The organism is Vibrio sp. SNU_ST1 (assembly GCF_030563405.1).
Lineage (GTDB): Bacteria > Pseudomonadota > Gammaproteobacteria > Enterobacterales > Vibrionaceae > Vibrio.
Genome location: NZ_CP130748.1, coordinates 1082287 through 1095502, shown reverse-complemented (window position 1 = coordinate 1095502; position 13216 = coordinate 1082287). Strand labels below are relative to the sequence as shown.

The window sequence follows — 13216 nt, the reverse complement described above, 5'->3', positions numbered from 1 at the left end:
ACCAATGGAATGACGAACATAATAAAAGAAAGAAGGATAAGCACAGTGGATTACCCAATCTCTACAGATGCCCTCAAAGATAAAGTAATTTTGGTTACAGGTGCCGGTGCTGGCATTGGTCGCCAAGCCGCGCTAAGTTTCGCTCAACATGGTGCAACTGTTATTCTGTTAGGCCGCAATGTCAAAAACCTTGAATTAATTTACGATGAAATCGAAAGCGCTGGTTACCCACAGCCTGCGATTATCCCATTGGATTTAAAAGGTGCGACAAAACAGAACTACATCGACATGGCTGAAACCATTGAATCACAGTTCGGTCGTTTAGATGGTCTACTGCATAACGCAGGTGTGCTTGGCACGTTAAGTCCATTCGATCAAATCGATGAAGAAACGTTTGATGGCGTCATGCAAATCAACGTTAAGGCTGAATTTCTAATGACTCAAGCATTACTGCCCGTCATTAAGAAAGCGGAAGCGGGTCGTATCGTATTTACCTCTTCAACGGTTGGTCACTCTGGCCGTGCATTCTGGGGCACTTACGCAATTTCTAAGTTTGCTACCGAAGGTATGATGCAAATCCTAGCGGACGAGCTTGAAGACACTAACATCCGTGTTAACGCAATCAATCCGGGCGGCACTCAAACACGCATGCGTGCAAAAGCGTATCCAGGTGAAGATGCGAACAAGTTAAAAACGCCACTCGACATCATCCCTCTGTACCTACACTTAATGAACCCAAGTGTGACAGACATTAATGGCCAATGTATCGATGCTCAACCTAAGTAACTGATATCATTAACCAACAGTAAAAAGTCGCTTCCATAGCGGCTTTTTTTGTATCTAAATCAACCATCTAATACTGATACCAATCGTAGTAAATAACTGGCCATCCTAGCTTGTTAAAACACTCGATAACGTCGTTAGAAATTTTGATTGTAGAATAACTACTTATCGAAGCTTCTTATCGAAAAGAGCGGCCTTGTTCTCAAGCATTTTTCCTGCGCTATTTATGATCACTTACTGTGATTGGTATTATTCACCTGATTTTCATCATTTTGCTTTGCATCTTTTTCATTGTTAAATATACTGTATAAATATACAGGTATTTAATTATGCATGAACTCATAAAAAACTTACAAGACCGCCAGCTAATCTGGAAAGGGTTACAATCAACAACGCTAGGAAATACCACTTCAACAGGCTATCCGCAATTGGATAAACAGCTTGATGGTGGCTTTCCGACACACGGTGTTATTGAAGTTGAATCACAGCAAGGGATAGGCGAGCTTCGCCTGCTTACGCCCTATTTAGCTCAGCAAAACTCACAGAAGCTGGCCATATTCATTAACCCGCCAGGGAAGATCTGTGCCGAGTTTTTTAGCAGCCAAGGGATTGAGCTCGATAACATCTTGGTGATTGAGCCTCAACGCGATCTCGATGCATTGTGGGCTGCTGAACAATGCCTCAAGAGTGGTGCTTGTCATTCTGTATTGTTATGGGGAGCCGATCTCGAAATCCACCAAACCAAACGCCTACAAGCCGCAAGTGAAACGGGCAAGTGCCTGCAATTTCACTTTAAAGCCACCAGCCATAATCAATTATCCCTGCCCGTTTCTTTAAGCATGAAGCTCTCTTCTCACGCGCAGGGGTTAAAGGTTGAGGTGACTAAGAGAAAAGGCAGTTGGTCGTATGGCAGCTTTATTCTCGATATGACTCACAATTGGCCATTACTCACAGAAAAAGTCATCAAAGTCATCGATGAAAACAGCTCAATTCACGCGTTGTCTGGTAACACGGTGCTGGCTTTCCCTATTGCGAAGCAAGGCTAACGTATGCTGTGGTTGTATCTGCATTTCTCATCCCTACAATTGGACACCTTGTTTAACTCTAATGAATTGGGTTCGAACGAAGATTCACGCAATCAGCCTCTTATCATCGTCGATGAGAAAGATCATCGTGTGCTGCAAGCTAACCAAGCCGCGTTGCAATCGGGTATTACACTCGGCATGGGGCTCGGGTCTGCAGCAGCTTTGTGTCACAACTTACACGTCCACCCTTACAGTATTGAGCTAGAAAAAAGTAAGCTTAAAGAGATTGCTCAATGGGCGTATCTAGTCACATCCGACATGGCGTTACTGCCACCGAATGGTTTGTTGATTAAAGCTTCTAATATGCTGTCGCTTTACGATGGGCTAGATAACTACTGGCATGAACTCAAAAGCCATTTAGAAACGCTCAATATCCAGTTCAGCTTTGCTACAGGTTATTCCCCGCTTTCTGCAATCCTTTTAGGCAAACAATCCATCAACCAAGCGACGAACAATGTTGAGCAGATGAAAGCTTGGGTTAACCAACAAGCACTGAGTTCAAGCGAACTTCCTGCTAAACAAGTTGAGCGCCTGAATCGTGTTGGTATCAATGTCGTTGAAGACTTATTAAAGCTGCCTTTGCAAGATGTCGCGCGCCGCTTTGATATCGACTTGGTGAACTATGTTGGTCGTCTTAATGGGCAGTTCAAGCACCCGATTGATTTCTATCACCCACCAGAGAGTTTCCAACAATATTTGGAGCTGCTATTTGATATTGAAAACATCCTGTTCATCGAAAAGCCTTTGCTGAAATTGTTGAATCAGCTCGAGTGTTTTTTGAGGTTACGCGACCGAGTGGCTTTCGAGTTAACGCTGACTTTGCACCTAAGAGATAAAGACGACCATCCTGTCTCTTTTTATTCCGCGCAGGGCGATTACCTTGCAAGTAAATGGGCGAACCTTACCCATCTGACCTTAGAGTCACTCAAGATCACAGCACCAGTTCAAGGGCTGACCCTCAGCTTGATTCGTCATGGGGAACCCCAAATGGCCTACCATGATCTTTTTGATGGTAATACAGGAACACTTGCCGCGTTAGATTTGCTCTCATTACTGCAAGCAAAGCTTGGGCAAGCCTGTATTCAAACACCGAAAATACAGCATGATCCAAGGCCAGAAAAGGCCAATCAGTATTCGCTCCCAACACTGAGTAAGTCTGTGGCAAAAAAGCAAACGTCCCCAGAGGTCATGCAACAAACTGCGACAACTCCCAACATCAGCCAACAACGACTCCGACCGAGTATTCTACTGCCCGAGCCCGAAGCCTTAACCGAGAGCGTCACTTTATCTCAAGGCCCTGAGCGCATTGTTTCTGGATGGTGGGATGGCGAGAAAATCATTCGTGACTACTTTATTGCTCACAGTGAAAACGGTCGATGGTTATGGATCTTTAGAACACCCGATAAACAGTGGTTCTTGCACGGTTTGTTCAGCTAGTCAGTTTAGTAAGTCGTTCTTGCAACTTGCTTCATTTAAACGCCCTTTTCAATCATATTCATCCGCAATGGTTAAGTGAGATTACGTTATGTCTCAGCAATACTCAGAGCTATTTTGCCAAAGTAATTACTCCTTTCTAGAGGGAGCTTCGCATGCGGAAGAGCTTGTTTTACAGGCCGACTTCTTACGTTACAAAGCACTCGCGGTTACTGATGAGTGCTCAGTCGCGGGCATCGTTAAGGTTCACTCAGCAATCAAGCAACATAAACTGTCGCTCAAGCAAATTGTCGGAAGCATGTTTTGGTTAAATGAAGAGTGCCAAGTTGTCTTGTTATGTCCGAATAGAAAGGCCTATGCCGAGCTGTGTCGTATTATTACCAATGCGAGACGTCGTAGTAGCAAAGGACATTATCAGCTCTCTGAGTGGGATATCATGTCGGCTAAACACTGCTTCATTCTTTGGTTTCCTCAACAGAAAAATGAAGACGCGCACTGGGGGCAATGGCTCTCCCAGCACCATTCAGGTCGGCTTTGGATCGGCTTACAACGACACCTAAAGCAAACCGACCAGCAATACACAGATTACTGCGTTGAGCTGTCACAACATCACCAACTGCCGATTACAGCTTGTGGTGGCGTGCTGATGCACAATGCGAACCGCTTACCCTTACAGCACTCACTCACTGCAATAAAGTACCAACAGCCCATTACCGAAGTGGGCAGTCACTTACTCGCTAATGCCGAGCGCTGTTTACGGAGTATCAATAAGCTCTCTCATATATTCAAAACTGAGTGGCTAGAAGAGAGCAATCGTATCGCTGAGCTGTGTGAATTTGATTTAGATAGCTTGCGATACGAATACCCCAGTGAACTGATTCCTCAAGGTGAGACACCCATGAGCTATCTACGCATGTTAGTCGAGAAAGGAAAACGAACTCGCTTCCCGCAAGGCGTGCCTAATGACATTCAACAAATCATAGATAAAGAACTGGGGCTGATTGGCGAGCTCGACTACCCTTTCTTTTTTCTCACCATTCACGACATCGTCATGTTTGCGAAAAGCCAAGGCATTCTTTATCAAGGTCGAGGATCAGCGGCTAATTCCGTTGTTTGTTACTGCTTAGAAATCACCTCTGTCGACCCAAGACAAATCTCAGTGCTGTTTGAGCGCTTCATCAGTAAAGAGCGTGATGAGCCGCCTGATATTGATGTCGACTTTGAACACGAACGCCGTGAAGAAGTCATCCAATACATCTACAAAAAATACGGTAGAGAACGGGCTGCGCTTGCTGCTACGGTCATTTCTTATCGCTTTAAAAGTGCGGTTAGAGATGTCGGTAAAGCATTGGGGCTACAAGAAACTCAACTTGATTACTTCATTAAAAACACTAATCGCAGAGATAAAAGCTTAGGTTGGCAAGCACAATTAACCCAATTAGGACTGCAACCTGACTCTTTAAAGGGTCAGCAGTTTATCCATTTGGTGAATGAAATCATCGGCTTTCCACGCCACCTGTCTCAGCACGTTGGTGGCTTTGTGATCTCTTCTGGCCCTTTGTATGAATTGGTTCCCGTCGAGAATGCCGCTATGCACGAACGAACCATAATTCAATGGGATAAGGATGACCTTGAAACCTTGGGGCTGCTTAAAGTCGATGTGCTTGCACTGGGTATGCTCTCTGCGATTCGTAAATGTTTCGACCTAATCAAACGCATTCACGGGCGATCACTGACCATTGCTGAGATCACTCGCCTTAAGGACGATCCTCAGGTTTACGGCATGATTCAGCGAGCAGATACGGTCGGGATATTCCAAATTGAGTCACGTGCGCAAATGAGCATGCTGCCAAGGCTTAAGCCGAATACTTATTACGACTTGGTGATTCAAATCGCTATCGTTCGTCCAGGTCCTATTCAGGGCGATATGGTGCATCCGTTTCTCAAGCGTCGAGATGGCATTGAGCCAATCAATTATCCATCTAAAGACGTGGAATCTGTACTGTCGCGCACCTTGGGTGTACCGATATTCCAAGAGCAAGTGATTAAACTCGCGATGGTGGCTGCAGGATTCACAGGTGGAGAGGCGGATCAGCTCAGACGTGCGATGGCCGATTGGAAAAAAAATGGCAACGTCTTTAAGTTTAAAAACAAGCTCATCGAAGGCATGCAAAAACGCGGTTATGAGACAGAGTTTGCCGAACAGATCTTTAAACAGATATGCGGTTTTGGTGAATACGGTTTTCCTGAAAGCCACTCCGCTTCGTTTGCGGTGCTAGCCTATTGCTCAGCTTGGTTGAAATGCTACTACCCAGAATGCTTCTATGCTTCCTTGCTCAATAGCCAACCTATGGGGTTTTATAGCCCATCACAGTTGGTACAAGACGCACAACGACACAATGTGGTAGTTCTTCCGGTATGTGTGAACGCCTCACAAGACAGCCACATAGTCGTTGAACATCAGAATGGTTTAGCGATTCGCTTAGGGCTGCGACAAATCAAAGGATTCAGCGAACATGGGATTCAAAGTGTGCTCGCCAATCGTCCACAATCCGGTTATCGCCATCCTAGCCAGGTGAAACAGTTATCGATGAATAAGAAAGATATCGAGCTACTGGCATCGGCCAATGCGCTACATAACGTATCGGGAGACCGCTTCCAGACTCGCTGGGCGATCATGGACTCCGCTTCTGATTTACCTCTGTTTAGCCAAATCTATGACGATGCTGGGGATGGACATGACGAACATGCACTGCACAAACCCAATGAGATGCAAGATCTACTCGAAGACTTCACCAGTGTCGGAATTTCATTGAATAAGCACCCAATCACTTTGCTAGAAGAAGCTAACCGACTTGGTCGGTTCACCCATATGAAAGACTTGAAACAACAAAGACACAAATCTATGGTCACGGTTGTTGGATTGGTCACAGGCAAGCAATCGCCCGGAACCGCGGCAGGTGTTACCTTTGTCACATTAGAGGATAACACGGGCAATATTAATGTCGTGGTATGGGGAGCAACCGCGCGCGCTCAACAGCAAGCTTATCTGACAGCCAAAGCGTTAAAAGTACAAGGAATATTAGAAAAGGAAGGCGAAGTTGTGCATGTTATAGCGGGTAAACTCATCGATATTACCGATGAAATTATTGGTTTGAACACCAAATCCCGAGATTTTCATTAACGAATCAAGTTGCCCTCCAAGAAACGCTAGAAACGAAAAAGGGAAGCATCCGCTTCCCTTAAATTCAAGTTGTTGAGTTATACCTCAACGTCCGCTTCCGTACGTCTTTTCTTAAATTCCCTATACAGTAATAAGCTCAAAGTCATGACGACTTTAGACGTTAACCATATCATTCAGAGGAACTACCTTAGATTGTGCGTGAAAAGTTACGTTAGTAGTTGAGCATATTTTGTTAAAAAACATGCAACATCAAATAATAGCAAACGTTTTCGCCAAGGTCATTCGAAACAAACCGTACAGCTGCATCAATTATAAAATCTGACGCATTCGCTCTTGAGTCACTTCAACTAAGAGGTCTGGTTGGAATTTAGAAATAAAGCGATTACACCCTACTTTCTCAACCATGGCTTCATTGAAACTACCACTTAATGAAGTATTTAGCGTAATAAACAAGTCATGCATTCGAGGATCAGTTCGAACTTCATGAGTCAGTTTGTAGCCATCCATTTCTGGCATTTCGGCATCGGTGATCATCAATAATATTTCTTGATTGATGTCTTTACCTTCATCACACCACTTCTTAAGTAAAGTCAGTGCTTCTAAGCCGTCACAACATTCAATAATGTTCAAACCAAGTTGCGACAAGGTGCCTTTGATCTGGTTGCGTGCTGTTGAAGAATCATCCACGATAAGCACATTACGGCCAACCATTTCATTCGCTAACTGCTGATCTAGAACACCGTCAGAAATCGACACATCGTAGTCGATGATCTCCGCTAACACCTTTTCAACATCGATGATCTCAACGATTTTGTGCTGCTCTTCTTCTTGGATATGCGTGATAGCAGTTAAGTAATTTGCTCGACCCGTAGTCTTTGGTGGTGGTTGGATTTCTGTCCATGTCGTATTCACGATATTGCGAACTTGTCCAACCAAGAAGCCTTGTACGGTTCGGTTGTATTCGGTAATGATCAAGTTGTTTTCTTGAGTCTCATCACGTGATGGTGGGAAACCAATCGCACTGCGTAAGTCAATCACAGGTACAGATTCACCACGTAAAGAAGCAACACCCGTAATGTGATGGTGAGAGCCTGGCAAGCGAGTGAGTACAGGCACTTTTAAGACTTCTTTAACTTTAAATACGTTAATCGCAAATAGTTGGCGACTATTTAAGCTGAATAACAAGAGTTCCAGACGGTTTTCACCGACGAGTTTAGTTCTCTGATCAACAGAATTTAAAACGCCAGACATACAACACCTTAGTGACAAATAATAACTGTGGCTACAATAGCCTAAATCGATAGGTTAAAGCAAAGTGCAAATACACAGATGCTTAAACTAAGTACAACAAATGTTGTTATACATAGTTTAAGTGCATGGAAAGGGTTCAAGGAAGGATAAAAACGATAAAAAAGGATTAGCCTTCAATCACTTTCATTAACAATTGGCCATCATATAAAGCTTGTTTAACAAGCGCAGCACCTGGCATGGTTGCTTGTTTATAGAATCGAGATTCCACCAGCTCTAAATCTTGATGGTAAACCGATAAACTCTGCTCTTCGATACACTTTTGAATCGCAGGATACAACACGCTTTTAGCCTGGTTGATAACACCACCTATCAAGATTTTCTCAGGATTGAAAAGATTGATCACAATCGCTATCGCGGCACCTAAGTAACGACCTAACTGTTCAATCACTTCAACAGCCAGTGGATCACCATCAGCAGCAGCAGCGCAGATCTGTTCAATTGTGACATCTTCAAACGCCGTTAGTGATGATGCTTCACCATTGCCCAGTCGTTCTTTGACTTGCTCACGGAGAGCCTGTGAACTAGCAACCGTTTCTAAACAGCCTCGATTACCACAATGACAAAGCTTGCCTTGTTTATCGATCTGAATATGACCCAGCTCACCGATGTTGCCGTGGCGACCTTGCAAAACTCGGCCGTCGAGAATGATCCCAGCGCCTACACCGTGGTGAATCGAGATAAGAACGGAATTATCATTATCTTGAGAGTGACCAAACAGCTTCTCTGCTAATGCCCACGCTCGGGTATCATTGGCAATAAAGACAGGTAGACCTGTTTCTTTGTAGATCTCAGGACCCAACGCTAAATTTTTAACGTTGTAGTGTGGCATCTGCAACACAATTCCCTGCTCAGAGTTTACAAGCCCCGGTAGCGTAACCGCAATACTTGTTACCCTATCGAGTTGCTCGGCATAAGTTTGGAAAAACTCATCAATTTCATGCAGAAGACGCGCAAGTACATCGTCTTGGTCACGTTCATGAATATCAATCTTGGTATCGATAAGAACATCGCCGCCCAATTCATGAAGCGCGATAGTGAGATACCCACGACCAAGACGCATCGACAGAAACTGCCAACCTTCATTATTGGTTTGCAGACCGACAGCAGGACGCCCACGAGTCGTGGCTTCTTGAACCGTCGTTTCGTGAATAAGGTGAGCTTCAATGAGTTCACGGGTAATTTTAGTAATACTCGCCGGGGCCAACTCACTTTGCTTGGACAGATCGATACGAGAAATAGGACCTTTAAGGTCAATTAGTTTATATACACGACCAGCATTGACCTGTTTGATATGATCAATATGGCCCGGTTGAGCCATGTACATTTTACGCTCCAGAAATCATCAACACGGTAATTTTTTTACTTTGCGAAGTAATTGTGAAGTCACTTGGTATATCGCCGTGACCCGTATCACGTATATACATGAATCTTTGTGTATCTAGTCAAATAGTTCGAGAAAAATTAGTACCTACATCGATAAATTGAGACTTAATTTTCTTAATGAAACATCGTTATTGAGCCCTGAATTCAATAATTAGATACAAATAAAGAAATATCCTCATAGCTCCCAATAAATAATCAATTAATGCATATACTTAATTCAGTCTTTTAAAAGATTACTTGGCCTCACTCTAGGAGTATTCATGACAGCCGAATTAAGAAAAACGAAAATCGTCACAACGCTAGGTCCTTCTACTGATAAAGGTAACGTGCTTGAAGAGATCATCAAAGCCGGTGCCAATGTCGTCCGTATGAACTTCTCTCACGGCACTAGCGACGACCATATACAACGTGCAGAAAATGTCCGAGCAATAGCCAAAAGACTTGGTACTCAGATCGCTATTCTCGGTGACTTACAAGGTCCCAAGATTCGAGTGTCAACATTCAAAGATGGCAAAATCCAACTTGCCGTTGGTGACCAATTTACTCTCGACAGTAGCCTAGGTTTAGGCGAAGGCAACCAACAAGCGGTCGGCCTTGATTATAAAGAATTACCTAACGACGTTTCAGCTAACGACATCCTATTGCTCGACGATGGTCGTGTTCAGCTAAAAGTAACCGAAGTGGAAGGTTGTCGCGTGCATACCAAAGTCATTATTGGCGGCCCTCTCTCGAATAATAAAGGCATAAACAAGAAAGGCGGCGGCCTTTCCGCAGAAGCCCTGACAGAAAAAGACAAGCGCGACATCGTCACCGCCGCACAAATCAAAGTGGATTACCTCGCGGTGTCTTTTCCACGCAACGGCGAAGACATGCACTACGCTCGTCAGCTCGCACGAGAAGCAGGTTTAGAAGCTCACCTTGTAGCAAAAGTAGAGCGAGCTGAGACGGTAGCCACTATTGAGAACATGGATGACATCATAATGGCCTCAGATGTGGTCATGGTGGCTCGTGGTGACCTCGGAGTCGAAATTGGCGACCCTGAGTTGGTCGGAGTACAAAAACAGCTTATACGCCGTGCTAGAGCGCTTAACCGAACGGTGATCACCGCAACCCAAATGATGGAGTCGATGATTTCAGCGCCAATGCCAACCCGTGCCGAAGTCATGGACGTTGCCAATGCGGTGCTTGATGGAACAGATGCGGTCATGCTTTCAGGTGAAACAGCTGCAGGTGATTACCCGGTCGAAACCGTAAAATCGATGGCTGAAGTATGTATTGGTGCTGAGAAAATGGCGGGAATTAACAACCAATCCAATTACCGAATTGATCGCACCTTTGTGACCGCAGAAGAAACCGTTTCGATGGCGACTATCTACTCGGCAAACCATATGGAAGGCATTAAAGGCGTAGTCACTCTCACTGAGTCAGGCCGCACTGCACTGATGATGTCTCGCCTAAGTGCTGACATGCCTATCTACGCGCTGTCTCGTAACGAAGGAACACTTAATCGCTGCACCTTGTACCGAGGTGTGACACCTATCTACTTCGAGACAGAAGCCAAAGACAGTTTTGACATTGCCCTATCTACGCTCACCTGCCTAAAAGAGCAAGAACATCTTAAGTTTGGCGATCTCGTTATCGTCACTCAAGGCGACATTATGGATGTGGCGGGATCAACCAACTGTATGAGAATCTTGCCTGTCACCTAATGTTTGCCCGTAAGGCGAAACGATTTGCCTAATCTCAAGACAAAAAAGGGTTATCGAACCAAGTTCAATAACCCTTTTTCATTTCAGAACACGACTCACTAACGATCAGCTTAACAGCACGATCAGCTCACAGCATGCTAATTCATCAACTTCAAATATTACTCATCAACCTCAAGCATTACTTCTCAGCAGCAATGGTTACCAACTGTGGCATGTGTGAACTGCGGGCATTTTTCGTAGAGGTATAAGTTTCAACAAATCGGTAACCGGCCTCTAAGCCCAATTCGTAATCGTGCAGTAAATCTTCTTTGTTGCTCATTAATGAACTTGATTTCAGCGGTTTACTTGGGGCAATTTGCACGACAAACGCATCATCTGGTGGGGAGTTCAAAAAATCCTGGGTCAATGAGTAAGTTTGGTAATGCACCATCAGCATATCCGCTAAGCCGGAATCAAACTTATCACCAATTAAATGACTTAATCTATAGATGTCATCCGCCCCGAATAACCATCGACCACCATTAAGCAAATCCAAATGTGATCTATCACGCTTCTGTTCTTTTGAGCTGAGGATTTGTTGTTGAAAGAACGAGCTCCAATCGGTTTTCCACTGTTCCACTTTTTGTTGCCAATGACCTTGAACACTATCAAAAGATTCGCGGAACCATTCCAGTTCTTCGGCTGATATTGGTTTGGGTGTTTTTGGGCCCGTACTGTTAGCTTGAACCTCGACCTCTTCCTCTAACGCTGGCTCAGTTCGGATTACAACAATGGAACGAGCTTGTCTACGCCACGCCTCTTGAACGGGGATACATGCTGATACACCACCATCCACATAAGCATTGTCGCCAATAAAGATTTCATCACTGTATAAGCGAGGGATCGCACAGGTTGCAATCATCACTTTGTACCAATCTTCACCCAATACTGGGAAGTAGTGATCTCGTAAGTCTTTAGAATCCGTGACGGCTGCATAGAAATGGCGATCGCCTAACGTTTGTCGTCCTAAATCCAAATCAAGCTTGTATGGGTAAGCCATGATTTGTTCTAAGGCCCATTCCAATCCAAGGTTCTTTCTGTGTCGTATATAAGAAAAGAGATTGAAGAATTCAGGTGACGTTGTAAGGTCGAGAAGGAAAGAACGGCCAAGGCCTTTATCGCGGCACAGATAAGCACACAAATTAAGGGCACCGGCAGAGGTACCAAAAAACTCGTCGAAGGGATCAAAATTAGAAAGAAGAAAGGCATCCAGCACTCCAGAAGTGAAAATACTTCTCTGTCCGCCACCTTGGGCGACCAGTGCTGTTTTTCCAGCAATAAACTTAGCGTAATAGTCTAAGTCTATTGCTGTATCAATATTGGTTATAATCCCACTATTCATTATTCCCTGAGTATAAAAACCCAGCCTCGCAATAGATGGTATTAACTACCAATTGCAATAAAGCCAAATGAGAGAATGATTGCGTAGATGACAACCGTTATTTGTAGGGCATTTTTCAGATTATGGTCCATAGACACCTCTGGCTTATTATTAATTTGTCGAGTCTCTACTTAAGTATTATCAGGTGTGTGATGTATCTTCAAGAATCGTCGAAATTAGTCGCACAATATTGATGTAACCATCACAATTAGTAAGTGTATGGATAAGGATATACTCATGAATAACAAAGTAAATATGATGGCACTGATAGCGCTTCTCTCTGTTTCGAGCGTGTATGCTTCACCGGAGATCATCATTACCCCAATGGTGGGCTATACTGGCGGCGGTAGTGTCGAAGACCAGGACGGTAAAACCTATGACATGAAAGGGGCTGAAAACTACACCTTTGCGATTGAAACGCCACTTGAGAAAGGACGCATCGGCTTTTTCTATTCTAATCAAAGCTCTGAATTAGAAACGCTCAACCTAAGCTCCTCCATCCAATACCTGCACTTTCAAAGTAGCATTTACTACCCAGCTTCTTCTGTGTTGTCTGGTTATTTGGGATTAGGCCTTGGTGCTTCTTACGTCGATGTAGACTGGGCAAAAGATAAGTATGGGTTCTCAACCTCTATCTTTGGTGGTTTAGAGTACAAATTTAGTGACCGATTAGCGTTAAACACACAACTACGTTGGCTAGGTACCGTTGTCGATAACGACACCTCCGGTGTTTGTAACATCCCAAGCAACGGGCAAGAGTGCATCATCCGCTTTGATACCGACTGGATGAACCAATTCCAAGCCAATGTCGGACTGAGTTTTACTTTCTAAATATCGATGACCATAAGCACCTCATACCAATAGAACCCCAAAATGGTTGGGCAGTTCAACTATAGAGTGTATGAAT

Annotated in this window: 10 protein-coding genes; 6 read left to right on the top strand and 4 right to left on the bottom strand. The window is 44.2% G+C overall.

Annotated elements, in window-relative coordinates; translation table 11 throughout:
* Nucleotides 1–45 precede the first annotated feature (45 nt).
* From Q5H80_RS04915 to Q5H80_RS04900, 4 genes are all read left to right on the top strand, one after another.
* Entirely contained in the window at nt 46–786 is a 741-nt protein-coding gene (locus tag Q5H80_RS04915) for a YciK family oxidoreductase (protein ID WP_041472760.1), read from the top strand.
* 326 nt (nt 787–1112) lie between these two features.
* Nucleotides 1113–1829, top strand: a complete 717-nt coding sequence (imuA, locus tag Q5H80_RS04910; protein ID WP_304569023.1) for a translesion DNA synthesis-associated protein ImuA — start codon at nt 1113–1115, stop codon at nt 1827–1829.
* A gap of 3 nt (nt 1830–1832) precedes the next feature.
* Complete coding sequence (locus Q5H80_RS04905) at nt 1833–3305, top strand: DNA polymerase Y family protein (RefSeq protein ID WP_304569022.1); 1473 nt, start codon at nt 1833–1835, stop codon at nt 3303–3305.
* A gap of 88 nt (nt 3306–3393) precedes the next feature.
* Nucleotides 3394–6486 carry an error-prone DNA polymerase gene (locus Q5H80_RS04900; protein WP_304569021.1) on the top strand — a complete coding sequence of 1031 codons (3093 nt, stop codon included), beginning with the start codon at nt 3394–3396 and terminating at the stop codon, nt 6484–6486.
* A gap of 309 nt (nt 6487–6795) precedes the next feature.
* On the opposite strand, the gene Q5H80_RS04895 is transcribed toward Q5H80_RS04900, so the two are convergent.
* Together Q5H80_RS04895 and Q5H80_RS04890 are read right to left on the bottom strand one after the other, a co-directional pair.
* Nucleotides 6796–7737, bottom strand: a complete 942-nt coding sequence (locus Q5H80_RS04895) for a chemotaxis protein CheV (protein ID WP_009848992.1) — start codon at nt 7735–7737, stop codon at nt 6796–6798.
* Nucleotides 7738–7903: 166 nt separating this feature from the next.
* Nucleotides 7904–9121 (bottom strand): ROK family protein, encoded by a 1218-nt coding sequence (locus Q5H80_RS04890; protein WP_304569020.1) that lies wholly within the window; start codon nt 9119–9121, stop codon nt 7904–7906.
* Nucleotides 9122–9440: 319 nt separating this feature from the next.
* Here Q5H80_RS04890 and pyk point away from each other — a divergent pair, with 319 nt between their 5' ends.
* Nucleotides 9441–10889, top strand: a complete 1449-nt coding sequence (gene pyk, locus Q5H80_RS04885) for a pyruvate kinase (protein WP_304569019.1) — start codon at nt 9441–9443, stop codon at nt 10887–10889.
* Between the two features lie 178 nt (nt 10890–11067).
* On the opposite strand, the gene Q5H80_RS04880 is transcribed toward pyk, so the two are convergent.
* Together Q5H80_RS04880 and Q5H80_RS21125 are read right to left on the bottom strand one after the other, a co-directional pair.
* A complete protein-coding gene (locus Q5H80_RS04880) occupies nt 11068–12270 on the bottom strand; it encodes a patatin family protein (protein WP_304569018.1) in 1203 nt (400 codons plus the stop codon).
* Between the two features lie 41 nt (nt 12271–12311).
* On the bottom strand, nt 12312–12401 hold the full coding sequence (locus Q5H80_RS21125; RefSeq protein WP_102248935.1) for a YnhF family membrane protein: 90 nt from the start codon (nt 12399–12401) through the stop codon (nt 12312–12314).
* A gap of 145 nt (nt 12402–12546) precedes the next feature.
* Between Q5H80_RS21125 and Q5H80_RS04875 the strand changes: the two genes are divergently transcribed.
* The gene (locus tag Q5H80_RS04875; protein ID WP_304569017.1) at nt 12547–13140 is read left to right on the top strand and encodes a porin family protein; all 594 of its coding nucleotides are present in this window, start codon (nt 12547–12549) and stop codon (nt 13138–13140) included.
* The last annotated feature ends 76 nt before the right edge of the window (nt 13141–13216 follow it).

Excerpts from the sequence above, each read along its gene's own strand:
- Q5H80_RS04875 (WP_304569017.1), top strand. The coding sequence starts at position 12,547 with ATGAATAACAAAGTAAATATGATGGCACTGATAGCGCTTCTCTCTGTT.
- Q5H80_RS04900 (WP_304569021.1), top strand. The coding sequence starts at position 3,394 with ATGTCTCAGCAATACTCAGAGCTATTTTGCCAAAGTAATTACTCCTTT.
- Q5H80_RS21125 (WP_102248935.1), bottom strand. The coding sequence starts at position 12,401 with ATGGACCATAATCTGAAAAATGCCCTACAAATAACGGTTGTCATCTAC.
- Q5H80_RS04895 (WP_009848992.1), bottom strand. The coding sequence starts at position 7,737 with ATGTCTGGCGTTTTAAATTCTGTTGATCAGAGAACTAAACTCGTCGGT.
- pyk (WP_304569019.1), top strand. The coding sequence starts at position 9,441 with ATGACAGCCGAATTAAGAAAAACGAAAATCGTCACAACGCTAGGTCCT.
- Q5H80_RS04890 (WP_304569020.1), bottom strand. The coding sequence starts at position 9,121 with ATGTACATGGCTCAACCGGGCCATATTGATCATATCAAACAGGTCAAT.
- Q5H80_RS04880 (WP_304569018.1), bottom strand. The coding sequence starts at position 12,270 with ATGAATAGTGGGATTATAACCAATATTGATACAGCAATAGACTTAGAC.
- Q5H80_RS04905 (WP_304569022.1), top strand. The coding sequence starts at position 1,833 with ATGCTGTGGTTGTATCTGCATTTCTCATCCCTACAATTGGACACCTTG.
- imuA (WP_304569023.1), top strand. The coding sequence starts at position 1,113 with ATGCATGAACTCATAAAAAACTTACAAGACCGCCAGCTAATCTGGAAA.